The organism is Geodermatophilus sp. SMS 5-13 (genome assembly GCF_059428245.1).
The window spans coordinates 1,914,944-1,937,839 of sequence record NZ_CP165729.1; the positions used below are offsets into that span (position 1 = coordinate 1,914,944).

The 22,896-nt window shown below is 75.1% G+C and carries 24 protein-coding genes; 13 read left to right on the forward strand and 11 right to left on the reverse strand.

Going from position 1 to position 22,896, the window contains the following annotated elements:
- The first annotated feature begins 127 nt into the window (after positions 1–127).
- The 3 genes from AB3388_RS09305 to AB3388_RS09315 all read left to right on the forward strand — a co-directional run bounded on the left by AB3388_RS09305 (position 128) and on the right by AB3388_RS09315 (position 3,066).
- Positions 128–1,660 (forward strand): LCP family protein, encoded by a 1,533-nt coding sequence (locus AB3388_RS09305; protein ID WP_495410480.1) that lies wholly within the window; start codon positions 128–130, stop codon positions 1,658–1,660.
- A 105-nt stretch (positions 1,661–1,765) separates the two neighbouring features.
- Positions 1,766–2,110 carry a gamma-glutamylcyclotransferase family protein gene (locus tag AB3388_RS09310; protein WP_495410481.1) on the forward strand — a complete coding sequence of 115 codons (345 nt, stop codon included), beginning with the start codon at positions 1,766–1,768 and terminating at the stop codon, positions 2,108–2,110.
- Positions 2,111–2,181: 71 nt separating this feature from the next.
- Entirely contained in the window at positions 2,182–3,066 is an 885-nt protein-coding gene (locus AB3388_RS09315) for an alpha/beta fold hydrolase (RefSeq protein WP_495410482.1), read from the forward strand.
- Here AB3388_RS09315 and AB3388_RS09320 read toward each other — a convergent pair.
- Complete coding sequence (locus AB3388_RS09320) at positions 3,050–3,484, reverse strand: VanZ family protein (RefSeq protein ID WP_495410483.1); 435 nt, start codon at positions 3,482–3,484, stop codon at positions 3,050–3,052. The genes AB3388_RS09315 and AB3388_RS09320 overlap by 17 nt on opposite strands.
- Before the next feature lie 145 nt (positions 3,485–3,629).
- Here AB3388_RS09320 and AB3388_RS09325 point away from each other — a divergent pair, with 145 nt between their 5' ends.
- Together AB3388_RS09325 and AB3388_RS09330 are read left to right on the forward strand one after the other, a co-directional pair.
- A complete protein-coding gene (locus AB3388_RS09325) occupies positions 3,630–4,211 on the forward strand; it encodes an AAA family ATPase (RefSeq protein WP_495410484.1) in 582 nt (193 codons plus the stop codon).
- Between the two features lie 92 nt (positions 4,212–4,303).
- Positions 4,304–5,254 (forward strand): intradiol ring-cleavage dioxygenase, encoded by a 951-nt coding sequence (locus AB3388_RS09330; protein WP_495410485.1) that lies wholly within the window; start codon positions 4,304–4,306, stop codon positions 5,252–5,254.
- Positions 5,255–5,258: 4 nt separating this feature from the next.
- Here AB3388_RS09330 and AB3388_RS09335 read toward each other — a convergent pair whose 3' ends face one another.
- Entirely contained in the window at positions 5,259–6,533 is a 1,275-nt protein-coding gene (locus AB3388_RS09335) for a D-arabinono-1,4-lactone oxidase (RefSeq protein ID WP_495410486.1), read from the reverse strand.
- Between the two features lie 87 nt (positions 6,534–6,620).
- Here AB3388_RS09335 and AB3388_RS09340 point away from each other — a divergent pair, with 87 nt between their 5' ends.
- Positions 6,621–7,406: a glycerophosphodiester phosphodiesterase gene (locus AB3388_RS09340; protein WP_495410487.1), complete on the forward strand. Its 786-nt coding sequence runs from the start codon at positions 6,621–6,623 to the stop codon at positions 7,404–7,406.
- A 9-nt stretch (positions 7,407–7,415) separates the two neighbouring features.
- Here AB3388_RS09340 and AB3388_RS09345 read toward each other — a convergent pair whose 3' ends face one another.
- Positions 7,416–8,411, reverse strand: a complete 996-nt coding sequence (locus tag AB3388_RS09345) for a cytochrome d ubiquinol oxidase subunit II (protein ID WP_495410488.1) — start codon at positions 8,409–8,411, stop codon at positions 7,416–7,418.
- Positions 8,408–9,856, reverse strand: coding sequence for a cytochrome ubiquinol oxidase subunit I (locus AB3388_RS09350; RefSeq protein ID WP_495410489.1), 1,449 nt, complete (start codon positions 9,854–9,856; stop codon positions 8,408–8,410). Before AB3388_RS09350 ends, AB3388_RS09345 begins: the two co-directional genes overlap by 4 nt.
- Positions 9,857–9,972: 116 nt before the next feature.
- On the opposite strand from AB3388_RS09350, the gene amaB reads away from it, so the two are divergent.
- Complete coding sequence (gene amaB, locus AB3388_RS09355; protein WP_495410490.1) at positions 9,973–11,499, forward strand: L-piperidine-6-carboxylate dehydrogenase; 1,527 nt, start codon at positions 9,973–9,975, stop codon at positions 11,497–11,499.
- Position 11,500: 1 nt separating this feature from the next.
- Here the strand turns inward: amaB and AB3388_RS09360 are convergent, their stop codons facing one another.
- Together AB3388_RS09360 and AB3388_RS09365 are read right to left on the reverse strand one after the other, a co-directional pair.
- A complete protein-coding gene (locus tag AB3388_RS09360; RefSeq protein ID WP_495410491.1) occupies positions 11,501–11,950 on the reverse strand; it encodes a nuclear transport factor 2 family protein in 450 nt (149 codons plus the stop codon).
- Positions 11,951–12,024: 74 nt separating this feature from the next.
- Entirely contained in the window at positions 12,025–13,983 is a 1,959-nt protein-coding gene (locus AB3388_RS09365; RefSeq protein WP_495410492.1) for an oxidoreductase, read from the reverse strand.
- 39 nt (positions 13,984–14,022) lie between these two features.
- On the opposite strand from AB3388_RS09365, the gene AB3388_RS09370 reads away from it, so the two are divergent.
- Complete coding sequence (locus AB3388_RS09370; RefSeq protein ID WP_495410493.1) at positions 14,023–14,667, forward strand: histidine phosphatase family protein; 645 nt, start codon at positions 14,023–14,025, stop codon at positions 14,665–14,667.
- 10 nt (positions 14,668–14,677) lie between these two features.
- A complete protein-coding gene (locus AB3388_RS09375; protein ID WP_495410494.1) occupies positions 14,678–15,421 on the forward strand; it encodes an SDR family NAD(P)-dependent oxidoreductase in 744 nt (247 codons plus the stop codon).
- A gap of 3 nt (positions 15,422–15,424) precedes the next feature.
- On the opposite strand, the gene AB3388_RS09380 is transcribed toward AB3388_RS09375, so the two are convergent.
- Both AB3388_RS09380 and AB3388_RS09385 read right to left on the reverse strand, forming a co-directional pair.
- The gene (locus tag AB3388_RS09380) at positions 15,425–16,309 is read right to left on the reverse strand and encodes a sugar phosphate isomerase/epimerase family protein (RefSeq protein WP_495410495.1); all 885 of its coding nucleotides are present in this window, start codon (positions 16,307–16,309) and stop codon (positions 15,425–15,427) included.
- The gene (locus tag AB3388_RS09385) at positions 16,306–17,184 is read right to left on the reverse strand and encodes a glucose 1-dehydrogenase (protein ID WP_495410496.1); all 879 of its coding nucleotides are present in this window, start codon (positions 17,182–17,184) and stop codon (positions 16,306–16,308) included. The genes AB3388_RS09380 and AB3388_RS09385 overlap by 4 nt, the downstream gene beginning before the upstream one ends.
- Before the next feature lie 92 nt (positions 17,185–17,276).
- On the opposite strand from AB3388_RS09385, the gene AB3388_RS09390 reads away from it, so the two are divergent.
- Positions 17,277–18,113 (forward strand): mycofactocin-coupled SDR family oxidoreductase, encoded by an 837-nt coding sequence (locus AB3388_RS09390; protein WP_495410497.1) that lies wholly within the window; start codon positions 17,277–17,279, stop codon positions 18,111–18,113.
- A gap of 44 nt (positions 18,114–18,157) precedes the next feature.
- On the opposite strand, the gene AB3388_RS09395 is transcribed toward AB3388_RS09390, so the two are convergent.
- Entirely contained in the window at positions 18,158–18,598 is a 441-nt protein-coding gene (locus AB3388_RS09395) for a nuclear transport factor 2 family protein (protein WP_495410498.1), read from the reverse strand.
- A gap of 10 nt (positions 18,599–18,608) precedes the next feature.
- A complete protein-coding gene (locus AB3388_RS09400; protein WP_495410499.1) occupies positions 18,609–19,403 on the reverse strand; it encodes an SDR family oxidoreductase in 795 nt (264 codons plus the stop codon).
- Positions 19,404–19,495: 92 nt separating this feature from the next.
- Here AB3388_RS09400 and AB3388_RS09405 point away from each other — a divergent pair, with 92 nt between their 5' ends.
- The 3 genes from AB3388_RS09405 to AB3388_RS09415 are packed head-to-tail and all read left to right on the forward strand — an operon-like array spanning position 19,496 to position 21,866.
- Entirely contained in the window at positions 19,496–20,497 is a 1,002-nt protein-coding gene (locus AB3388_RS09405; protein WP_495410500.1) for a phosphotransferase family protein, read from the forward strand.
- On the forward strand, positions 20,494–20,952 hold the full coding sequence (locus AB3388_RS09410; RefSeq protein WP_495410501.1) for a hypothetical protein: 459 nt from the start codon (positions 20,494–20,496) through the stop codon (positions 20,950–20,952). Before AB3388_RS09405 ends, AB3388_RS09410 begins: the two co-directional genes overlap by 4 nt.
- Positions 20,949–21,866, forward strand: a complete 918-nt coding sequence (locus AB3388_RS09415; RefSeq protein ID WP_495410502.1) for a TIGR03619 family F420-dependent LLM class oxidoreductase — start codon at positions 20,949–20,951, stop codon at positions 21,864–21,866. Before AB3388_RS09410 ends, AB3388_RS09415 begins: the two co-directional genes overlap by 4 nt.
- A gap of 104 nt (positions 21,867–21,970) precedes the next feature.
- On the opposite strand, the gene AB3388_RS09420 is transcribed toward AB3388_RS09415, so the two are convergent.
- Positions 21,971–22,885, reverse strand: coding sequence for a carboxymuconolactone decarboxylase family protein (locus tag AB3388_RS09420; protein ID WP_495410503.1), 915 nt, complete (start codon positions 22,883–22,885; stop codon positions 21,971–21,973).
- Positions 22,886–22,896 lie beyond the last annotated feature (11 nt).

The following is a 22,896-nucleotide window of genomic DNA, read 5'->3' on the forward strand; positions in this document are numbered from 1 at the left end:
CCGCGCATGGCGACATGCGCCCGAGCGGACTTGTCGTTTCGGCGTCTCCTCGGCCCCGCTGGGAGGGACGTCCGCCCTACCCTGCCTGGGCGCCCCTCGCGTGACCCGGACAGGAGAGGACGCCTCGGTGAGCCCGAACACGCCCGTTCCGCCCGGGAAGCCCGGGAAGCCCGGGAAGCCCGGCGGCCGGCCGCTGCCGCCCCGCCTGGACCCGCGGCTGGGCCGGTCCGGCGGCCCGCACCGCACGCGGCGGGCCACCGTCGCCGCGCGCGTGCTCGCCGGCCTGGTCTCCGCGGCGGTCCTGGTCACCTCCGGCTGGGGTTGGTACCTGGGCCAGGTCGCCGAGGCGGGCATCAACCGCACCGACGCCATCCCCGCCAGCGGCAACGAGGACACCGGGGACGCGCCCGAGGCGATGAACCTGCTGCTGGTCGGCAGCGACAGCCGGGCGGACCTCACCGAGGAGCAGCTGGCCGAGCTCAGCGCCGGCACCGACTCCGGCATGAACACCGACACGATGATCCTGGTGCACGTGCCGGCCGACGGCTCCCGGGCGTCGTTCGTCAGCTTCCCGCGGGACTCCTACGTGGACATCCCCGGCCACGGCAAGGGCAAGCTCAACGCCGCCTACGCCGACGGCTACGGCTCGGTGGACGACAGCGCCCCGGAGGCCGACAAGCAGGCCGCCGGCGCGCAGCTGCTCGTGCAGACGATCAGCGGCCTCACCGGGCTGCGGATCGACCACTACGCCGAGGTCGACCTGCTCGGCTTCTTCGAGCTCACCAGCGTCGTCGGCGGCGTCGAGGTCAACCTCTGCGCGGCCGTGGACGACCGCGAGTACTCCGGCGCCTTCTTCCCGGCGGGGAAGCAGACCATCTCCGGCGCGGACGCGCTGAAGTTCGTCCGGCAGCGGCACAACCTGGGCCCCAACGGCCGCGGCGACTACGACCGGATCGTCCGCCAGCAGGTCTTCATCGCCGGCGTGCTGCGCAACATCCTGTCCGAGGACGTGCTCCTCGACCTGGGCCGGCAGCGGAAGCTCGTCGAGGCGGCCGCGAAGGCGCTGACCGTCGACCGGGACCTGGACCTGTTCCAGCTCGCGCGGCAGATGCAGTCGGTGACGCTGGGCAGCATCACCTTCCAGACCGTGCCCTACGTCGGCGACGAGAACCTCGACGGGGTCGGCTCCATCGTCCGGCTCGAGGACGAGGAGACCCTGCACCGGTTCTTCTCGCAGCTGTCGGCCGAGCCCGAGGCGCCGGCGGGTGCGCCGGCCGAGGCCCCGGCGACCGTGGACCCGTCCACGGTGAGCGTCGAGGTGCTCAACGGCGCCGGGGTCCCCGGGCTGGCGGCCGGCGCCGAGGGCGAGCTCGAGGCGGCCGGCTTCACGGTCACCGGCACGGGCAACGCCGACACGGCCGACCACACCCGGACGCTGGTCCGGTACGCGCCCGGCGACGAGGCCGAGGCCGCCACCGTGGCCGCGCAGATCCCCGGCTCGGTCACCGAGGCGGACGACGCCCTGACCTCCGGGACGGTGCAGCTCGTCCTCGGCTCGGACTTCACCGGCGTCGGGGCGCAGACCACCGCCGAGCCCGCGCCGGACGAGGTCCAGGGCGAGGACCTGCGCACCGCCGAGGACCAGAGCTGCATCAACTGAGCGGGGCTCGTGCCCGGCCCGGCTTCATGATCACCTCGGGTGCAGCGGTGCCTCGGCGATCGCGAGGCACCGGCGCACCCGAGGTGATCTTGGAAGGACGGCGGGATGAACGCAGACCACCGGCTCGCGACCTACGGCAGCCTCGCGCCCGGCCGGCCCAACCACCACCACGTCGCCGGACTCGGTGGCCGCTGGTTCGCGGGGAAGGTGCAGGGGCGGCTCGTCGAGGCCGGCTGGGGCGCCCCCCTCGGCTATCCCGCGCTCGTCCTCGATCCCGACGGCCCGGCCATCGACGTCCAGGTGCTGGAGTCGGCCGACCTGCCGGCGCACTGGACCCGGCTGGACGACTTCGAGGGGCGTGGCTACGCGCGGGTCCTCACCACGGTCCACACCGCCACCGGTGTCGTCGAGGCGCAGATCTACGTGGTCGCGCCGGCTGACGGGAGCTGATTGACCGGGTGGTGGGCGCGACGCCACGATGGCCGGGCTCACCCCGGAGTCCCTCACGGCAGGGAGAGATCATGAGCAGCGCAGAGACGATCACGGTGCCCCACCTCGGCACCTCGGCCATCGGCTACCGGCTCGGCAAGGCCTACGACGCCTCGCTCCCGACGCTGGTGCTGGTCAACTCGTTCAGCACCTCCGTCGAGCTGTACCGGCCCCAGTTCGCGGACGAGAAGCTCGCCGCCACCGCCAACCTGCTCGCGATCGAGCCGTACGGGCACGGCCGCACCCGCGCCGGGTACGAGCACTTCACCTACTGGGACTCGGCCATCGCGAACCTGCAGGTGCTCGAGGCGCTCGGCATCCCCGAGGCGTTCGTCCTGGGGACCTCGCAGGGCGGCTGGATCGCGGCCCGCATGGCCATGCTCGCCCCTGGCACCGTGAAGGGGATCATCCCGCTCGGCACCTCGATGGACTTCGAGAGCCCGCGCAGCCGCGACCTCGGCTGCTGGAACGGGGTCGACTTCTGCACGCCGGCCATCGACGCCCTCGCCGGGAGCGTCGGCGACGACTGGGTGATCCCGGTCGAGCTCGTCGACGCCGTCCTCGCGGAGGGCTTCGGTGACGTGCCGCCCGAGGAGCGCGCGTTCTGGCACGAGACGCACCAGCAGAACTACACCGGCGATGCGGGACGGCAGCGTCTCCGGATCTGCAGCATCAACCTGCGGGACCGCGACGGCCTGCACGGTCGGCTGGACAGCGTCCGGTGCCCGGTCCTGTGGATGCAGGGCACGGCCGACCCGGTCTACTCCGTCGCCAACGCCCAGGACGAGATCGAGCGCTTCGTCAACAGCGCCGACGCCACGCTCCGCGTCGTCGACGGCGGCCGGCACTTCCTCAGCGCCACGAACCCGGAGGACGTCAACGCCGCGACGGTCGAGTTCGTCAACCGCTGGAAGTAGCTGCCGCTGCCGAAGGCAGGGCGCGGATCAGCACCACCGCCGCCCCCGCGGCGACCGCGCCGGTCGCGTTGAGGACGGCGTCCAGCGGGCTGACGACCCGGCCCAGCGGCAGTGCCCACTGCAGCAGCTCGATCGATGCGCCGGTGGCGAGCGCGGCGCCGGCGAGCAGGGACACCCGCCCGAGCGCGGGCCACCGCAGGACGGCGAGGGCGGCCGGCACCGCGAGCAGGCCGAGGTTGCCGACCAGCTGGAGCAGCGTGGCCCGCGAGTCCAGGCCGGTGAGGTACCAGCACAGCTCCACGGCCGGCGAGCCCCAGGCCCACCCCGACCCCTGCGGTGTCAGCGTGAGCAGCGCGACCGCGGCCAGGGCCGCCACCAGCGCGGCCGTCCACGTGCATCGGGTTCGCCGGTCGTCCATGCCCTGACTGTCGGCCGCCCGCCGGGACGGGGTCTGTGCCGCGGCTGGCGGTCGGCTGTGCGACGCCTGCGCGTAGTCACAGGAGCGGCCCAGCCGGGACACAGGGCTCGTGCCGATCGTGGGGAGGGACATGGAGGAGGACGCCGTGCAGACCGTTCCCGCGCCGACCCCGCTCCGCTCCGCCGCGGCCGGCGGCGGCGGCGTCCTGGTGGTCATCGGCGGGCTGCCGGGCAGCGGCAAGACGACGCTGCTGCGCCGGCTGCTCGCCGGCGCACCGGCGGGGGTGGCCGGCTTCGACTCCGAGCAGGTCACCGCGCGCCTGCGGGCCGCCGGGGTGGCGCTGCCGTACCGGCTGCTCCGCCCCTGGGTGCATCTGCGGCACCGCCGGCGGGTCCTGCGCGGGCTGCGCAGCGGCGTGCCGGTCGTCGTCCTCACCGATCCGTGGACCAGCGACCGGTGGCGGACGGCGGTGCGGCGGACCGCGGCGCAGGCGGGCCGGTCGGTGCGGCTGGTGCTGCTCGACGCCTCACCCGGCCTCGCCCGCAGCGGTCAGGCCGCCCGCGGCCGCCGGATCTCGCCGCGCGCCATGGCCCGCCACGTCGCGCGGTGGGACGACGTCCTCGTGCAGGCGGCGGGCGCCCGGTTCCCCGGCGTCGCGTCGGCCGCCGTCGTGGACCGGGAGGGGGCCGACCGGCTCACCCTGGCCGCCGTCCTCGGCGAGCCCTGAGCCTTCCAGCGAACTCCCAGCCGCCGTCCAGCCCCGCTACCGTCCGGGCGGCGAGGCTGGTTCCCGACCGATCCGACACCGATGGGGGAGCAGTGCAGGAACAGCGACGCAGCTACGAGGGCCGCCCGTTGCCCCGGCCGGACGACGAGCTGGTCGACCAAGGGCTCGCCTTCGACGTCGGCACCCTGCTCTCGCGGCGCCGGATCCTGCAGGTCCTCGGCCTGGGCGCCGCGACCGTCGGCCTGGCGGCCTGCACCGGCGGGTCGAGCTCGTCGTCGGCGTCCTCGTCGTCGGCGTCCTCCTCCTCGTCCGGGACGGCGGGCACCGCGGCCGGGGAGATCCCCGACGAGACCGCGGGCCCGTACCCCGGCGACGGCTCCAACGGGCCGGACGTGCTCGAGCAGAGCGGGATCGTGCGCGGCGACATCCGGTCCAGCTTCGGCGACGCCACCGGGACGGCGGAGGGCGTCCCCATGACGCTGCAGCTGACCGTCACCGACCTGGCCGGCGGCGGCGTGCCGTTCGAGGGGGTGGCCGTGTACGTGTGGCACTGCACCCGTGAAGGCGGCTACTCGCTCTACTCCGACGGCGTCGAGGACCAGAACTTCCTGCGCGGCGTGCAGATCGCCGACGCGACGGGCACGGTGACCTTCGCCAGCATCTTCCCGGCCTGCTACGACGGCCGGTGGCCGCACATCCACTTCGAGGTCTACCCCGACCAGGCGAGCATCACCGACGCCTCGAACGCGATCGCCACCTCGCAGGTCGCGCTGCCGCAGGACGTCTGCGAGACGGTGTACCAGCAGTCGGGCTACGAGGCGTCGGTGAGCAACCTGTCCCGGGTCAGCCTCGCCACCGACAACGTCTTCGGCGACGACGGCGGCGCGAAGCAGCTCGGCACCGTCACCGGCGACGTGCGCGGCGGCTACACCGTCTCCCTCGCCGTCGGCGTCGACACGACGACGGCTCCCTCCGGTGGCGGGGACGGCGCGCCGTTCGGTGGCGGCCCGGGCGGGCCACCGCCGGGCCGCCCGACGTCCTGACCGGTCAGCGTCCGCCCAGGACGTGCCGCTCGAGCCAGTCGTTGCGGAAGGCACCCCGCGGGTCGAGCCCCTCGGCCAGCCGGACGAAGTCCGCGTGCCGCGGGTACCGCGGGGCGAGCTCCGCGGCCCCGGCGGCGAAGACCTTGCCCCAGTGCGGCCGCGGCTCGAACGGGGCGAGGGCGCGCTCGAGGTCGGGCAGCAGCGCCGTCACCTCCGCCGGCCGGCGCGCCCAGGTGAAGTGGATGGCCAGGGAGTCGCGGTCGGAGCTGGTGCTCAGCCACAGCCGGTCGGCGGCGACGGTGCGGAGCTCGCAGACCAGCAGCAGCGGGCGGATCCGCCCGGCCAGGCCGCGGACGGCGTCGACGGCGGCCAGGGCGTGCCGGCGGGGCACCAGGTACTCCGACTGGAGCTCCTCGCCGGCGCTGGGGGTGAAGCCCATGCGGAAGTGCGGCAGCCGGTCCGACCACAGCCCCGGCCGGCCCAGCTGCGGCGTGCACGGCGTGGGGTCCAGGCCGAGGATCGGGTGCCGGTCCACCGCGGCCGGCACCGCCCCGAACAGGTCGTCCGGCTCCGGCTCCCCGGCCCGCGACTTCACCCACACCTGGTCGACGGTCTCCCGGAACCGCGTGAAGACGCTGACGCTGTAGCCGCAGGACAGGACCTCGTCCAGGTGCTCCTCCAGCGCGTCCCAGCGCAGCCCCTCGAACACCCGCTGCCGGACGTCGAAGGCGGGCTCGACGTCCAGGGTGATCCGGGTGACCGCGCCGAGCGCCCCGAGCCCGACCACCGCGCCGTCGAAGTCGGCGTCGCCCCGGGCCAGGCGCAGCACCTCGCCGGCCGAGGTCACCAGCTCGAGCGCGGCGACGGTGGTGGCCAGGTTGCCGTTGCGCACCCCCGAGCCGTGCGTGGCGGTGGCGATCGCGCCGGCCACGGAGATGTGCGGGAGCGAGGCGAGGTTGTGCAGCGCCAGCCCCTCGTCGCGCAGCACCTGGGCCAGCTCGCCGTAGCGGAGGCCGCCGCCGAACGAGACCGTTCCCGCCGCGCGGTCGACCGCCACGTCGGCGGGCAGCCCGGTGGCGGTGGTCAGCGCCTCGAGGGAGATCAGCTCGGCGGAGTCGGCGATGCCGGTGAACGAGTGACGGGAGCCGAGCACGCGCACCCGGGGCGCGGCGGCGACCAGCTCCTGCACCTGCTCCAGCGTCCCCGGCCGGTGCAGCCGTCGCGCTCCGTAGGTGTAGCTGCCCGCCCAGTTGCCGCCCGGCTCCGTCACGGTGCCCATCCTCGCGGGCTTCGGGACGAAGTCTTGCCACCGCCCGGGGGCGCGGGGAGCGTGGACCGGACGCGTCCCCGGACGAAAGGCCCCCTCATGCCGCGCACCGCCCCACCGCCGGCCGCGGTCTTCGGGGAGGAGACTGCAATCATCGGGCACCGGGGGCTCGGGCGGGGGGTCGTGGCCGGCCACCGCGAGAACACCCTGGCCTCGTTCACCACCGCGGCCGGCCTCGGCGTGGGCTGGGTGGAGGCGGACGTGCGCCGGACGGCCGACGACGTCCTGGTCGTGGCGCACGACGCGGCCTACCCCGACGGCGCCCGCGTGGCCGAGGTGACGGCGGAGGTGACCGACCGCCGCGGCACGATGCGGCTGGCCACCCTCTTCGAGCGGCTGCCACCGTGGGTCGGCGTGAACGTGGACCTGAAGTCCTGCATCGAGGACAGCCTGCGGCCGCCGGAGCGGACCACCGCGGCCCTGCTCGCCCCGGTCGTGGCCGACGAGGCGTTGAGCCGGCCGGTGGTGGTCTCGGCGTTCGACCCCTCGGCGCTGCGCCGGTTGCGCCAGGAGGCGCCCCAGGTCCCGCTGGCCTGGCTGACCTGGTACGGCTTCCCGCTGGACGCCGCGGTGGCCGGCTGCGCGCACCTGGAGGTCGACGCCCTCGGCCTGCAGGTCGGCTCGCTCGCGGCCGACCCCTGGAGCGGCACCGTCGACCCGGAGACGGTCTCCCGGGCGCTCGGGTTCCTCCGCGGCAGCGGGCGCGCGCTGCTGGTGTGGTGCCCCTCGCCCGGGCCGGCGCACCTGCTCGTCGAGGCCGGGGTCGACGCGATCGTCGTCGACGAGGTGCCGAGCGTGGTGGGGAGACTGCGCCGGACGGCCTGACGCCGTCCGTCAGTGGCTCTCCAGCCGGCCCCGCTGCGCCAGCACGAACAGCAGGGCCATCGCGGGGACGACGAGCAGGAGCGCCGCGGCGGCGACGACGGTCAGCGACCACAGCGTCGCGGTCGGCGCCGCGGCCTGCGCGATGGTCAGGTGGGTCCCGAGCAGGTAGGGGTACTGGGCGACGCCCCAGCCGGCGACGACGGCGGCGACCGCGGTCACGGCCAGCCCCTGCAGCAGCCGCGGGGCGCCCCGGCGCAGCAGCACGACCGAGCCGAGGCCGCAGACCGCGGAGAGCAGGACCAGGGGCAGCCCCGGGCCGAGCAGGTCGTCGAACAGCCGCGGGGCGTCCGCGCGCAGGATCGCGATGCCGGCCAGGGCGACCGCGCCGGTGACCAGCGCCGCGGCCAGGGAGCGGCGGCGGAACCAGGCCTCGAGGTCGGGCTCGTCGCGCCGGCGCGCCTCGGCGGTGAGGAAGACGGCGGCCACGAACGCGCAGGCGAGGACGGCGAGCGCCCCGCCGAGCAGCGAGGTCGGGTTCAGCCAGCTGCCGACGGGGTCGCCGCGCCCCGCGGTGGGCACTCGCCCGGAGGCGATCCCCCCGGCCACGGTGCCGAGGAAGAACGGCGTGAGCACCGAGGACGCCGCGAACGCCGCCCCGGTGACCCGCTGCTGGTCGGTGCGGACCATGACCTTGCGGAAGGCGAAGCCGGCGCCGCGCAGCACGATCCCCAGCGCCGCCAGGCCCAGCGGGACGAACAGCGTGGTCATGATCGCCGCGAACGCGATCGGGAAGCCGGTCCACAGCATGACCAGCACGAAGACCAGCCAGACGTGGTTGGCCTCCCACACCGGCGCCAGCGACTCGTCGACCAGGTGCCGGGGACGGCGGCCGTGCTCCGCCCCGCCGGCGGTCAGGTCCCAGAACCCCGCGCCGAAGTCCGCGCCCCCGAGGACGGCGTAGGCGAGGACGCCGAGGAAGAGCACCACCGCCGCGAACGTGCTCACGGCGCGCCGTCCGCGGCGGCGGCCTCCCGGGCGCGGGAGGGGCCGTAGGGCACGTCGGCGTCCCCGGCGTCCACGGCGTCCCCGCCCGCCTCCGCCGCGCGCCAGCGGCGGCGCAGCAGCCGGAGGGCGAGGAAGGTGCCGTAGCCGACCGCCGCGTACAGGGCGACGGTCGCGGCGAAGAACGGCCACACGTTCCCGGTCGTCGTCACCGCGTCCCGGGTCAGCAGCAGCCCGACGACGGTCCATGGCTGCCGGCCCACCTCGGTGACCATCCAGCCGGCCCACAGCGCGATCAGCGCCAGGGCGCCGGACACCGCGGTGGCGCGCAGGAACCACCGGCTCTGCGGCATCTGCCGGCGCCGCCACCAGGCCAGCGCCCACCAGAGGGCCAGGCCCAGCAGCAGGAAGCCGATGCTGACCATCACGTCGAACGCCAGGTGGACGGTGGTCAGGATGCGGTCGGCGGGGCGGACGTCGGCGGGGATCGCGTCGACGCCGGCGATCCGGGTGTCGGGGCTCTCGCCGGCGAGGATCGAGGCACCCCACGGGATCTCGATGGCGAACCGCGGCCGGCCGTCGGCCATGAACCCGCCGAGCAGCAGCGGCACGTGCGTGTCCGTGCGCGGCACCAGCTCCATGGCGGCGAACTTGGCCGGCTGCTCCTGGTACACCTCCCGCGCGGCGAGGTCGCCGACGACGACCTGCAGCGGTGCGCAGACGGCGGCGACGGTGAACGGGATGGCCAGCGCGAGGCGGTGGTAGCGGTCCCGCCGGCCGCGCAGCATGCCGACGGCGTACACCCCGGCGACGGTGAAGCCGGCCACCATGTAGGCGGCCAGCAGCATGTGCACCGCCTCGTGCCAGAACGCCCCGTTGAAGAAGACCTCGAACGGCCGGACGGCGACCACCCGGCCGGCGCGCAGCTCGAAGCCCTGCGGCTGGTTCATCCAGCCGTTCGCGGCCACCACCGACACGGTGCCGCCGATGCCGGAGAGCACGATCGGCACCCCCGACCAGAAGTGCGCCCACGGTCGCATCCGGTCCCAGCCGTAGAGGTAGATCGCGACGAAGATCGCCTCGAGGAAGAAGAACAGCCCCTCCACGGCGAACGGGATGCCGAACGCCGCCCCGAAGCGGCCCATCAGCCCCGGCCACAGCAGCCCGAGCTCGAAGGACAGCACCGTCCCCGAGACCGCCCCGACGGCGAACAGCACGCCGGCCACCTGCGACCACCGCCGGGCCAGCAGCATCGCCTCGTCGTCCCCCCGGCGCAGCCCGCGGTGGTTGGCGATCAGCATCAGGAAGGTGAACGCGACGCCGAAGGGCACCAGGACGATGTGGAAGCCGAGGGTGAAGGCCATCATCTGCCGCGCCGGCAGCAGCTGAGACGGCGCGTCCGCGGCTGCCAGCAGCGCCTGGCCGACCGCGGGAACCAGGTCCGGCATGTCTGCAGAGGTTCCTCCCGAGCCGCCGGCGGGGCCACAGCGGGCGGGGCTGTGTCGGGTCCGGCGTCCGGGAGATAGTGCTTCCTGCACCCCGCACCGGACGTGAGGACCAGACCGTGACCCTGCCCAGCGCCGACGAGCTCACCCGCCAGGCCGAGGAGGCGCTGCGCCGCTGCGGCGTGGACGTCGCCGCCGTCGCGGGGGATCGCCCGGTGGTCTCCCCGGTCAACGGCCTGCCGCTGACCGCCGTCGGCTGGTCCGACGCCGCCGCCGCCGACGCCGCGGTGGCCCGGGCCGGCGAGGCGTTCCTCAGCTGGCGGACGGTCCCCGCGCCGGTCCGCGGCGGCCTCGTGCGCCGCTTCGGCGAGCTGCTGCGCGGGCACAAGGCGGACCTCGCCGCGTTGGTCAGCCTCGAGGTCGGCAAGATCACCTCCGAGGCCCTCGGCGAGGTCCAGGAGATGATCGACATCTGCGAGTTCGCCGTCGGGCTCTCGCGGCAGCTCTACGGCCGGACGATCAGCTCCGAGCGCCCGGGGCACCGGCTCATGGAGACCTGGCACCCCCTCGGCGTCGTCGGCGTGATCAGCGCCTTCAACTTCCCCGTGGCGGTGTGGTCGTGGAACACCGCGCTCGCGCTGGTCTGCGGCGACCCGGTGGTCTGGAAGCCCTCGGAGCTGGCGCCGCTGTCCGCGCTCGCCGCCGCCGCGCTGCTCGACCGCGCGATCGCGGAGCAGGGCGCCCCCGAGGGGCTCAGCCAGGTGCTGATCGGCGGTCCCGAGCTCGGCGAGGCGCTGGTGGACGCGCCGGGGATCGCGCTGCTGTCCGCGACCGGCTCCACCCGCATGGGCCGGGCGGTCGGGCCGCGGGTGGCCGACCGCTTCGGCCGCGCGCTGCTCGAGCTCGGCGGCAACAACGCCGCGGTCGTGACGCCGTCGGCCGACCTGGACCTCGCGATCCGCGGCATCGTCTTCTCGGCCGCGGGGACGGCGGGGCAGCGCTGCACGACCATGCGCCGCGTGATCGCCTCCGACGAGGTGGTCGACGAGCTCACCGAGCGCCTCGCCGCGGCCTACCGGCGGCTGCCGATCGGCTCGCCGGTGGGGGAGGGGACCCTCGTCGGGCCGCTGATCGGCGGCCGCGCCTACGAGGCCATGCAGCAGGCGCTGAAGGAGGCCGTCGCGCAGGGCGGCGAGGTCGTCGTGGGCGGCGCGCGCCGGTTCGAGGACGAGGCCCCGGACGCGTTCTACGTCGAGCCCGCCGTCGTCCGGATGCCCGGCCAGACCGACGTCGTCCGGCGGGAGACCTTCGCGCCGATCCTCTACGTCCTGCCCTACCGGACACTGGACGAGGCGATCGCGCTGAACAACGACGTCCCCCAGGGGCTCTCGTCGAGCATCTTCACCGCCGACCAGGCCGAGGCCGAGCGGTTCCTCGCCGCCGACGGCTCGGACTGCGGCATCGTCAACGTCAACATCGGCACGTCGGGGGCCGAGATCGGCGGCGCGTTCGGCGGGGAGAAGGAGACCGGCGGCGGCCGCGAGTCCGGCTCCGACGCCTGGAAGAGCTACATGCGCCGCGCCACCAACACGGTCAACTACTCCGGTGAGCTGCCGCTCGCGCAGGGCGTGACGTTCACCGTCTGACTCACGGACCGGTGGTGGGCAGCGGCGCGGTCAGGTGCGGGACGGCGCCGCGGCGGGCGAACGCCCAGCGGCCGTTGCGCCGCTCGTAGACGTCGGTGTAGGTGTAGACGCCCTGCATCCACGCGCCGTCGGCGCCCTGGACGAACGCGAGGACCTGCGCGGACCCGGTGCCGGTGTCGCCGTCGATCTCGACGGTGTGGTTGGTGGTCAGGTGGCGGGTGGCCGGCAGCGAGCCCCAGGCCCCCTCGGTCGCCGTGCGGATGCCCTCGTGGCCGGTCAGGACGGTGCCGGGCAGCAGCTCCCAGATCGCGTCCTCGTGCCAGAGCGCCAGGAACCGGTCCAGCACCCGGTCGTCGAACGCCTGGCAGTAGTCGGCGGCCAGCCGGCGGACGGCGGCCTCGCTCTCCAGGCGGTCGAGGCGGGCGGCGACGTCGTCCGGGATACCGGTCACGAGTGCTCCTCGGTGGCGTGGGGCGGCTGTCCCGCATCCCAGCAGCACCGGGCCGATCCGGGCAATCCTCGCCGTCAGGTCAGGACGCCGCGCACCAGCTCCCGTGCCTGACGGGTGGCGAACGACAGCCGCCGGGGCGCGTACGCGTCGCCGAGGACGTGCACCGCCGGGTGCCAGCCGCGCAGCTGCTGGAACAGGGCGTCGTCGGGCACCGAGCCGCAGGCGAGGACCACCCGGTCGACGCCGTCCAGCCGCCACCGCCGGTCGCTGTAGGTGTGCGCCAGGTGGACGGCGCCCGGCTCGACGGCCACCAGCCGCGCCATCGGGACCAGGCGGACGCCCGCCCGGTCGAGCCCGGCGAGCATCGAGCCGATCGAGTACTTGCCGACCTGCGGGGACGGCGCCGGCGACTGGTGCACGAGGGTGACGTCGTGCCCCTCCCCGGCGAGGTGGTTGGCCACCGCGAGCGGCGCCGCGCGGTCGTCCTCCGAGACGACGACGACCCGCTGCGCCCCGGGGAGCGGCCGGGTGAGGGCCGCCGCGGCCGTGACGACGTGCGGGAGGTCGATGCCCGGCAGCTCCGGGATCCGGGGGAGCGCGCCGGTGGCGACGACCACGACGTCGGTGCCGCGGCCGAGGACGTCGGCGGCCGTCGCCTCGGTGGACAGCTCGACGGGCACGCCGAGCCCGCGAAGACGGCGCTCCTGCCAGGCCAGCCAGTCGGCGTACTGCCGGTTGGCGCGGGCGCGCGCCGCGATCGCGAGCTGGCCGCCGAGCCGCTCCTCCCGCTCCACCACCGTCACCCGGTGGCCGTGCTCGGCGGCCAGCGCGGCCACCTCGGTGCCCGCCGGGCCGCCACCGACGACGAGCACCGCCCGGCGGGGCGCGGTCGACTCCGGCGGCGGCTCGGACTCGCGGCCCGCCTCCGGGTTCACCGCGCAGGCGAACGGCAGCCCCTGACCCGACCGGCGGTCGATGCAGTCGTTGACCGCGATGCACGGCCGGATGTCCGCGCGCCGTCCGGCCCGCGTCTTCGCGACGTACTCCGGGTCGGCGATGGTCGCCCGCGCGAGCCCGACCAGGTCGGCCTGCCCGGCGCGCAGCACCGCCTCGGCGACCTCGGGATGCACGACCCGGCCGACGTACACGGTCGGCAGGTGGGTGCCCTCCTTCGCCCGCCCGGCGAGGGCCGCCCACTCCGCCTCGCCGTGCCAGCCCACCGGCACGTAGCTCGGCTCGCCCCAGTTGCTGCCGACGTCGAAGCTGAAGTAGTCGACGGTGCCGTCCGCGGTGAACGCCTGCGTGAGGGCGGTGGCCTCGTCGATCCCGAAGCCGCCGTCGATCCGCTCGTCGAGGCACAGCCGCAGGCCGAGGGTCAGCGGGCGGGCCACGCGCGCGCGGATCGCCTCGCAGATCTCCCGGACCAGCCGCCGCCGTCCCGCCAGGTCGCCGCCGTAGGCGTCGCCGCGGTGGTTGGTCCGCGGCGAGAGGAACCACTGCAGGACGTCGTCGTGGTTGCTGTGCAGCTCGATCGCGTCGGCGCCGGCCTCCGCCGCGAGGGCCGCGGACGCGGCGTACTCCTCCACGAGCCAGCGGATCTCGTCGGCGTCGAGCGCGTGCGGGACGGTGTGGTCCAGGTACCCGGACAGCGTCGGCGAGGGCGCGATCGGCAGCCCGCCCTGCAGCACCATCTGCACGGTGCCGAAGCCCCCGGCCGCGTGCAACCGCTGCAGGTAGCGGCCCATCCGGTCGACGAAGAGCGGGTGGCGGAAGTAGCCCTCCACGTTCGCGCCCACGCCGCTCGGCTCGAAGCCGGGGATGACCGGGTTGCGGACGAAGACCGGTCCGCCGCCCACCCACTGCATGCCGCCCTCGACGCGGGCGAGCCAGTAGCGGCACATCCGCTCGAACTGCTCCTCGGAGAGGAGCAGGGCGCCCCCGCCGCCGCTGTGCGGCGGCACGACCAGCCGGTGGTCGAGCGCCATCGTCCCGACGGTGATCGGCCGGAACAGCGGATCCGCCGGCTCGGTCATCGGCGAGACCTCCGTCGCGTGGCACGGCAGACTGACGCGGTGCCGATCGTCCTCCTCGTCCGCCACGGCCAGGCCTCCTTCGGCCACGACGACTACGACCAGCTCTCCGCCCTCGGCCGGGAACAGGCCGAGGCCACCGGCCGCTGGCTGCGCGACCGGGGACTGCGCCGGCCGGTCGCGGTGCACGGCTCGCTGCGCCGGCAACGCGACACCGCGACCCTCGCCCTGGCCGCCGCCGGGCACGACGTCGAGCCGCGGACCGATCCGCGGTGGGACGAGTACGACCACATCGACCTGGTCCGGCGCTACGCCGCGGCGCACGGGGCCGAGGAGCCGAAGAGCTCCCGCGAGTTCCAGGTGGTGCTCGACGCCGCCCTGGTCGCGTGGGTCGAGCACGGCGACGCGGGCGGCTGGCCGGAGTTCACCGCGAACGTCCGCGACGCGCTGCACCAGTTCGTCGCGAGCCTCGAGCCCGGTCAGGACGGCGTCGTCTTCACCTCGGCCGGGGTGATCGGCACGGTCTGCGCCGACCTGCTCGGAACCGGCGCGGCCGGCCTGGTGGCGCTCAACCGGGTCGCCGTCAACTGCGCGGTCACCAAGCTCGCCTCCGGGCGGACCGGGATCGCGCTGCTCACCTTCAACGAGCACAGCCACCTGGACGGCGACGCGGTCACCTACCGCTAGAGGAGGGTTCATGCGGATCGAGGGCAGGACGGCGCTGGTCACCGGGGCGAACCGCGGCCTGGGCCTGGCCTTCGTGCACGGGCTGCTCGCCCGCGGCGCCGCCAAGGTGTACGCCGCGGCGCGCGACCCGGGCGCGCTGTCCGCCGTGAGCGACCGGGTGGTCCCCGTCCGGCTCGACGTCACGAGCGCGACGGACCGCGCGGCCGTCGTCTCCTCCTGCGGGGACGTGGAGCTCCTCGTCAGCAATGCCGGGCTCTCGCCGACCGGCCCGGTGCTGGAGAGCGACGAGGCGGTCATCCGGGAGACCTTCGAGGTGAACGTCTTCGGCCCGCTCGCGCTGGTCCAGGCGCTGGCGCCGGCGCTGCGCCGCGCCCGCGGCGGGGTGCTGATGGTCAACTCGGTGACCGGGCTGGTGGTCTCGCGCAGCTCACCGGTGTACGGCGCGAGCAAGGCGGCGATGCGCATGCTGGCGCTCGCGCTGCGTCAGCAGCTGAAGGCGGACGGCGTCGTCGTCACCACCTCGCACCCGGGCTTCATCGACACCGACATGGCCGCCGACGTGCCCTACCGCAAGGCGTCGCCGGAGTCGGTCGTGGACCGGTCGCTGGACGGGTGGGCAGCGGAGGCGACCGTCGTCTTCCCCGATCCGCTCGCCGAGCTGGTGGAGCGGACGCTGGCCGAGCGCGCGCCGGAGGTGCTCGCCGAGCCGCAGCAGGTGATGACCGGCCTGGTGGCCGAGCTGGAGGGTGGGTGAGAGTCAGCCGCGGGCGGCGGCCAGCACCGCGCGGGTGGCGTCGTGCAGCCGGCGCGCCACCTCGGCGGCCGGCCGTTCGTGGAGCTCCGCGGAGATGACCTCGACCGACAGCGGGATCCGGACGCCCATGCCGTCCAGCAGGCGCAGGAAGCCCGGCAGGTCGAACTCGCCCTCGCCGGGGACGTCGCGGTAGCGGGTGCAGTCGGTGTAGTAGTCGGGGTCGACCGGCCGGCGCGGGCCGTCGTCGAGCTGCACGGTGAAGATCCGGTCGGCGGGGATGCGTCGCAGCATCTCCTCGTCGTCGGCGCCGCGCAGGTGGTGCCAGACGTCGAGGCAGATCCCGCCGGTGGCGCGGCCGGAGCGGCTCACGATCTCCATCGCGGTGGCCGCGTCGGGGATGTTCGACATCTCCGGCAGGAACTCGATCGCGGCGCACAGCCCGTGCTCGGCCGCGCGGTCGCACACCCCCGCGAAGGCCTCCGCGGCGTCGTCCAGGGTGCCGGCGTAGGGCCCGATCACCTGCACGTGGTGCCCCGGCCCCAGGGCGTCGCTCATGCCGAGGACGGCGCGCTCGGTCTCCAGGTACTTCTCGCGCTCCGGTCCGGTGGCGCCCCAGCCGCGCAGCGCCTCGATCTCGACCACGCGCATCCCGTGGGAGTCGAGGACCGCCCGCAGGTCGGCGTCGCGGGCGCCCTCGGCCCGCAGCCGCTGGTACTCGCCGATGTAGAGGCCCATCGCCGCGAACCCGGCGTCCGCGGCGGCCGCGACGCGCTCCTCGAACGGTCGGTGCCGGCCCAGGCTGAAGTGGCTGAGGATCAGGTCGTCCGGCCCGAGGTCCGGGAAGCCGGGCAACGCGGCCAGCCGGTCCTCAGCCGTCAGCCCGGTCACTCCGCCGCGCCCTCGGGATCGCCGGGGAGCCCGCTCCGGCCGGCCTCCCGGACCAGGTCGCGGCGGCTGGCCCACCGGCCGTGCTCGCCGGGGGCGACGTCCTCCCGGGAGCCGGTGGTGAGCCCGCCGTCGACGACGAGCGTGTGGCCGCTGACGAACCCGGCGTCGTCGCTGGCCAGCCACAGCGCGGCGTGCGCGATGTCGTGCGCCTCGCCGATCCGGCCGCGCAGCGGCGTGCGGGTCGCGAAGGCGACGCGCGCCTCGTCCATGGCGTCCGGGTCGCCGACGACGTTCGCCGCGTTCATGGGGGTGAGGATCTTCCCGGGCGCGATCGCGTTGACCCGGATCGACCACGCGCCGAGCTCGGCGGCGACGTTCTTGGTCAGCGCGACGACCGCGCCCTTGGCGGCGCCGTAGATGTGCGGGCCGAGTCCGCCCTGCAGCCCGCCGATGCTGGCGGTGGTCAGGATGACGCCCGAGCGCTGCGGCTTCATCACCCGCGCGGCGTGCTTCATCCCGAGGAACACCGAGCGGAGCAGCACGGCCATCGTGAACTCGTACTCGTCCAGCGGGATCTCGTCGATCCCGCCGTGCGCACCCACGATGCCGGCGTTGTTGAACATGCAGTCGAGCCGCCCGAACTCGCGAACGGCGGTGTCGACGACCCCGGCGACGTCCGGCTCGCGGGTGACGTCGCAGTGCACGTACCGGGTGCTCTCGCCGAGCTCGGCAGCGAGGCGCTGCCCGCGGTCGTCCTGGACGTCGGCGAGCACGACCCGGCCACCCTCGGCGGCCATCAGCCGGGCGGTCGCCTCACCGAGTCCGCTGGCCGCCCCCGTGATCGCGATGACCTTGCCGTCGACGCGTCCGCTCACGGTCCCCCCAGGGGTAGTAACTTGTGATCCACTACACTAACGTCGCGGCAGGGGTGACCACCAGTGCGCCCCGGACGCCAGGGAGGTCGCAGATGGCCCGCCTCGACGGGAAGGTCGCCTTCATCACCGGGGCCGCGCGCGGCCAGGGCCGCGCGCACGCCGTCCGGATGGCGCAGGAGGGGGCCGACGTCATCGCCGTCGACGCGCTGACCGACGTGGGCAGCGTCGGTTACCCGATGGCGACCCAGGAGGACCTGGACGAGACCGTCCGGCAGGTCGAGAAGCTGGACCGGCGGATCGTCGCCCGGCGGGCCGACGTCCGGGACAGCGCGGCGCTCGAGCAGGCGGTCGCCGACGGCGTGGCCGAGCTGGGCCGGCTGGACATCGTGGTGGCCAACGCGGGCATCGCGTCCTTCGGGCCGGCCGAGACGCTCACGGACGACATGTGGGACGAGATGATCGCCATCAACCTCAGCGGGGTCTTCCGCACGGTGCGGACGGCGATCCCGCACCTGAGGGCGAGCGGCGACGGCGGCGCGATCGTGCTGATCGGCTCCGTCGGCGGGCTCAAGGGCGTCCCGAACATCGCGCACTACTGCGCGGCCAAGCACGGGCTGGTCGGGCTGATGCGGGTGCTCGCCCAGGAGCTGGCGGCCGACCGGATCCGGGTCAACGTCGTCCACCCGACCAACGTCGACACCCCGATGATCCAGAACGACTCGCTGCGCGGCTTGCTCTTCCCCGACCGGGACCCGGCCACGGTCACGCGCGAGGAGGCCGAGGAGGTCATGCGCGGGACGAACCTGCTGCCCGTCGGCTGGATCGACCCGTCCGAGATCAGCGAGGCGATCCTCTTCCTGACCTCGGACACCGGGCGGCACATCACCGGCATCGAGCTCCCCGTGGACGCCGGCTACAGCACCAAGTAGCCGCCCGTGCCAATAGCGCGGCGGCGGGCCGCTGCGGCAGACGCTCAGCGGGCGGTGACCTCGGCGTTGCCGCGGGTCCACCAGCGGTCGAGGCGGCGCTCGCGGATCCGCCAGCCGTCGTCCGTGCGGACGAACCGGTCGCGGTACTGCCCGGCGATGACGAACTTGTCGCCGCCGGGGACGCCGTCCCGCACGTGCTGGGCGAGCAGGTAGCACGAGGACGACGCCTCGTCGCCCCGCACCTCGGCGGCGATGTTCGTGACCAGGTGCTGCGTGCGGGTCAGCGGCGTGACCGCGGTGCGGATCGCGTCCTCGATCGCCGCGCGCCCGGACAGCGGCCGGTCGGCGTGGTAGATCCCGACGGCGTCCGGGACGAAGCAGGACCGCAGCCGCGCCCAGTCGCGGTCGTCGATGGCGGTGGCGTAGCGGATGCAGACGGCGGCGATCTCCCGCTCGTCGAGCAGCCGCTGCAGGACCGGGTCCACGGGACTCTCCTCAGGTCGTGGGGTCGTAGAAGCGGCGCGCCTTGCTGCCCGGCACCTCGCTGGCGCCGTCGACGACCAGGCAGGTGCCGTTGACGTACCAGGCCTCGTCGCTGGCGAGGAAGGCGGCTGCGGCGGCGACGTCCTCGGGCAGGGCGGGGCGACCGAACCGCTCCCGCAGCCGCTCGGTCACCGCGTCCAGTGCGGTGCTGTCGCCGGAGACGGCCTGCGCGGTCATCGCGCTGACCGTCGCACCGGGCGCGACCGCGTTGACCCGGATCCCGGAGGGCGCGAGCTCCACCGCCGCGGACTCGGTGAGCCCCACGACGCCGTGCTTGGCCGCGGTGTAGGCGTGCGGGCCGAGGCCGCCGCGCACCCCGGCGGTGCTGGCGGTGTTGACGATCGCCCCCGAGCCCTGCGCGCGCATCACCCGGCCGCCGTGTTTGATGCCGAGGAAGACGCTGGTCAGCAGCACGGAGAGGGTGGCGTCCCAGGCCTCCCGCGAGGTGTCCAGCAGCGAGCCGGTCGGGCCGAGCACGCCGGCGTTGTTGAACAGGCAGTCCAGCCGGCCGAACTCGGCCACGGTGAACTCCATCAGGTGCGCGATGTCGTCCTCCGCGCCGACGTCCACGCGCAGCGGGCGGACGCCGTCCCCCAGCTCGGCGGCCAGCGCGGCCGCGCGGTCGGCCTGCAGGTCGGCGACGACGCACGCCGCGCCGTCGGCGACCACGCGGCGCACGATGCCCTCGCCGATGCCGCTCGCGCCGCCGGTGACGACCGCGACCCTGCCCTCGAACCGCCCGCTCACGGCGTCCTCCCGTCGGCTTGACCGTCGCTGCCCGACCGGCCATCGTGTCCGGCACGCTGCGACAGGGGGCCGGGCCCATGGCCGACGCGACGATGACACGCGAAGCGCTCGAACGGTTCCTCGCGTGCGCCGAGCCGGGCCGGCGGGCCACCGTCGGGCAGCTGCGGCCCATCACCGGCGGCTACAGCCGGCTCTCCGCCGTCGCCGAGGTGACCTGGGACGACGGGACGGCGGAGCGCCTGGTGCTGCGCGGCGACCCGCCGCCCGGCGACGGCGTGTTCGTCAGCGACCGCGACGCGGAGTGGGCGCTGCTGCAGGCGCTGGCGGCGTCCGGCGCGGTGCCGGTGGCCCGGCCGCGGTGGTACGACGCGACCGGCGAGCACTTCGGCACCAAGTGCATCGTGTTCGACCACGTCCAGGGGCGGAACCTGCAGGACCTGCTCGCCACCGCGCCCGAGCCCGCCGCGCCGGCCCGGCTGTTCGTCGACACGATCGCGCAGATCCACCGGGTGCCGCTCGAGTCGCTACCGATGGCGCCCCCGGCGAGCTGGGACGACCACCTCGACGGCGTCCTCGACCTCTACCGGACGGTGGAGCGCGAGCTCGCCGAGCGCAGCCCGGTGCTGCGCTACGTCAGCGCCGTCCTGCGCCGCCACCGCCCGCCGCCGGTGCCGTTCACCCTGGTGCACGGCGACTGCCAGCCGTCGAACGTGCTGGTCGGCGAGGACGGCGGCCCGGTGGTCATCGACTGGGAGTTCGCGCGGATCGGCGATCCGCGGGAGGACCTCGGCTACTACACGCAGATCCCGATGCCGCCGAACGTCTACGCCGACGACCCGGAGGGCTTCCTCGCCCGCTACCGCGAGCGGACCGGGCTGACCGAGGAGCAGGTGAACCCCGGCACGGTCGAGTACTTCCTGGTCATCGGGATGGCGCCGCTGCTCGTGCAGATCCTGCGGGCGCTCGACGCCGTCGCCCACGGCGAGACGCGCGGCGTCATGGGGACCTACCTGGTCAACGCCGTCACCCACCAGTACCGGCTCTACCTCGACGTGTGCCGGCGGCTCACCCACGACCGGACGGGAGCGCGATGATCGGGCGGCCCACCACCGAGCAGGTCCTGCTCGACTGCTGCCGCGTGCTGCGGGACGACGTCCTCCCGGCCGTGGCCGACGAGACCGCCCAGGTGCGGCTGGTGATGCTGGACAAGGTGCTGCGCAACGCGGCGGTGCGGGCCGGGCACGAGATCGCCTGGATGGACGCGGAGGTGGCGGCGGTCGAGGCGTACGGCCGGGCCGTCGAGGCGGCCACCGGGGCCGGCGAGCTGCGCGGCGCGCTGTCCGAGCTGGCCGCGGCGCCGCGGGACAGCCTGCACCTCGCCGACGTCGCGGAGGTCTACGCCCGGGCCGGCGAGGTGCTGTCCGTGTCCCTCGAGGTCGTGCTCGCGGCCGAGCGGCTCGACCTCGTGCGCCAGGGCGAGGCGCTGCTGGCCGACCGCCTCGCGCACGAGGACGACGTCGTCGGCGGCTGGGACTCCGCCGGGCGATGACCGCGCCGCGGCTGACCGTCGGCCTGCCCAACTACGCCGACTACCTGGGCGCCGGCGCGTGGCGGTCGCTGCCGGCCCTCGCCGTCGCCGCCGAGCGCGCCGGGATCGACGGCGTCTCCGTCGTCGACCACGTCGTGATGGGCTCGCGCGTCGACCGGTACCCCTACGGCCGCTTCCCCGGCGGTCCGCAGGCGCCCTGGCTGGAGCCGCTGACCGTGCTGGCCGCGATCGCCGCCGTCACCGAGCGGGTCGAGCTGGCCACCGCGGTGCTGATCTCGCCGCTGCGCCCGGCCGCGCTGCTGGCCAAGACGGCGGCCACCGTCGACGTGCTCAGCGGCGGGCGGCTGGTGCTCGGCGTGGGCACCGGCTGGCAGGAGGAGGAGTACCGCGCCCTCGGGGTGGACTGGGAGCGGCGCCACCAGGTCCTCGACGACCAGCTGGCCGCCTGCCACGCGCTGTGGACCGGGGGGCCGGTGGACGTCGACCTGCCGACGGTGGCCTTCGAGGGCATCCACTGCCGGCCCCGCCCGGCCGCGGACGGCGGCGTCCCGTTCTGGATCGGCGGCGCGCTCACCGAGCGCAACCTCGCTCGGATCGTGCGATGGGGGAGTGGCTGGATCCCGGCGCCGGTCGACCCGCCCGACGCGGTCGCCGCCGGCGTGCGCCGGCTGCGGGCCGCGCTCGAGGAGGCCGGGCGCGACCCCGCCTCGGTCCGGGTGCGCGTGACGCCGCAGGCGGTCCGCGACGACGACGGCCGGGTCGACGTCGCCGCCTCGCTGGCCGGAGCGGACGGGCTGGTGGCCGCCGGCGGCACGGATCTGTTTGTGTCGCTCATGGGCTGGTGCCCCGAGGCCGCGCGGGCGCCGGCGTTCCTCGAGGAGCTCGCCGCCGCGCAGCGGGCATCCGCGACCTGACTGCAGGCCGCGCGACGGGCCCGATCACTGTGCGTCCACGGCGCACCATCCGGCCGGACATTCGCCGATTCCGCACATCGATCGGCTCTCAGCGGCAACAGCAGTCAGCCGCCGTCCGGGGTGGCCGAGAACCCGGCGACGCGACCGTCGCTGCCGAAGCGGAACCAGCTGACCCCCTGCTCGTCCAGCGGCAGCCGGTCGGGCGCGTCGGTCCCGAGCGCGACGTGCACCTTCTGGGTGCTCCACTTGGCCACGTCCAGGCACAGCTCGGCCAGCTCCTCCGGCGTGAGCAGCGCCCGCGCGGCGGCGGCCGCCTCGGGCGTCAGGCTCGACGGCAGCGTGATCACCGCGTCGGTGACCCGCAGCGCCGCCTTGGTGCGCTCGTCGAGGTCGCTGGTCTCGTAGCGGTCCACGGCGGCGGTCACGGCGTCGTCGGCGCCGGCGTCGCGGGCGTCGGCCAGCCGCAGCGTCCGGCAGATCCGGCAGTTGTGCGTCCGCGCGCAGCGCAGCCGGACCAGCTCGGTCAGGACCGGGTCCAGCGCGTCGCCGCGGACGACGGCGTCCTGGTAGTCGGCCAGCGCCTCGCGCAGCGCCGCGGACGGGTCGGCCGACGGGGCGGGCCGGACCGGCTCGGCCACGACCGGGCCGTCGAACAGCCGCGCGGACACCAGTTCCAGCCGCAGCGCGTACTCGACGACGAAGAACGCCCGGACGACGTCGGGAACCACGGCCTCGTCGAGGTGCTGCCGCAGCGCGTCGCCACCTGCCTCGCCGACACCGGCCACGTCGAGCACGACCTGCTCGGCGAACTCCACGCAGGCCCGCACCGTCTCGTCCGGCGCGTCGACGCGCTGCCCGGCCGGGTGGCCCAGCAGCACCGCCGCGCGGTCCCGCATCGCGCCCAGCACGGCGGGGTCGACCGCGGCCCAGGCCCGCGCGCAGGCGACGTCCAGCAGGCCGGTCGCCTCCGCGCGCAGCGCGCGCAACGGCGCCGCCAGCCCGACCCCGGGTGCGTCCATCTCGTCCCCCC

Bases quoted from the DNA above. Each gene is read 5' to 3' on its own strand.
- AB3388_RS09310 (WP_495410481.1), top strand. From the start codon at position 1,766: ATGAACGCAGACCACCGGCTCGCGACCTACGGCAGCCTCGCGCCCGGC.
- AB3388_RS09315 (WP_495410482.1), top strand. From the start codon at position 2,182: ATGAGCAGCGCAGAGACGATCACGGTGCCCCACCTCGGCACCTCGGCC.
- AB3388_RS09320 (WP_495410483.1), bottom strand. From the start codon at position 3,484: ATGGACGACCGGCGAACCCGATGCACGTGGACGGCCGCGCTGGTGGCG.
- AB3388_RS09335 (WP_495410486.1), bottom strand. From the start codon at position 6,533: ATGGGCACCGTGACGGAGCCGGGCGGCAACTGGGCGGGCAGCTACACC.
- AB3388_RS09340 (WP_495410487.1), top strand. From the start codon at position 6,621: ATGCCGCGCACCGCCCCACCGCCGGCCGCGGTCTTCGGGGAGGAGACT.
- AB3388_RS09350 (WP_495410489.1), bottom strand. From the start codon at position 9,856: ATGCCGGACCTGGTTCCCGCGGTCGGCCAGGCGCTGCTGGCAGCCGCG.
- AB3388_RS09365 (WP_495410492.1), bottom strand. From the start codon at position 13,983: ATGACCGAGCCGGCGGATCCGCTGTTCCGGCCGATCACCGTCGGGACG.
- AB3388_RS09375 (WP_495410494.1), top strand. From the start codon at position 14,678: ATGCGGATCGAGGGCAGGACGGCGCTGGTCACCGGGGCGAACCGCGGC.
- AB3388_RS09390 (WP_495410497.1), top strand. From the start codon at position 17,277: ATGGCCCGCCTCGACGGGAAGGTCGCCTTCATCACCGGGGCCGCGCGC.
- AB3388_RS09405 (WP_495410500.1), top strand. From the start codon at position 19,496: ATGACACGCGAAGCGCTCGAACGGTTCCTCGCGTGCGCCGAGCCGGGC.
- AB3388_RS09410 (WP_495410501.1), top strand. From the start codon at position 20,494: ATGATCGGGCGGCCCACCACCGAGCAGGTCCTGCTCGACTGCTGCCGC.
- AB3388_RS09415 (WP_495410502.1), top strand. From the start codon at position 20,949: ATGACCGCGCCGCGGCTGACCGTCGGCCTGCCCAACTACGCCGACTAC.
- AB3388_RS09420 (WP_495410503.1), bottom strand. From the start codon at position 22,885: ATGGACGCACCCGGGGTCGGGCTGGCGGCGCCGTTGCGCGCGCTGCGC.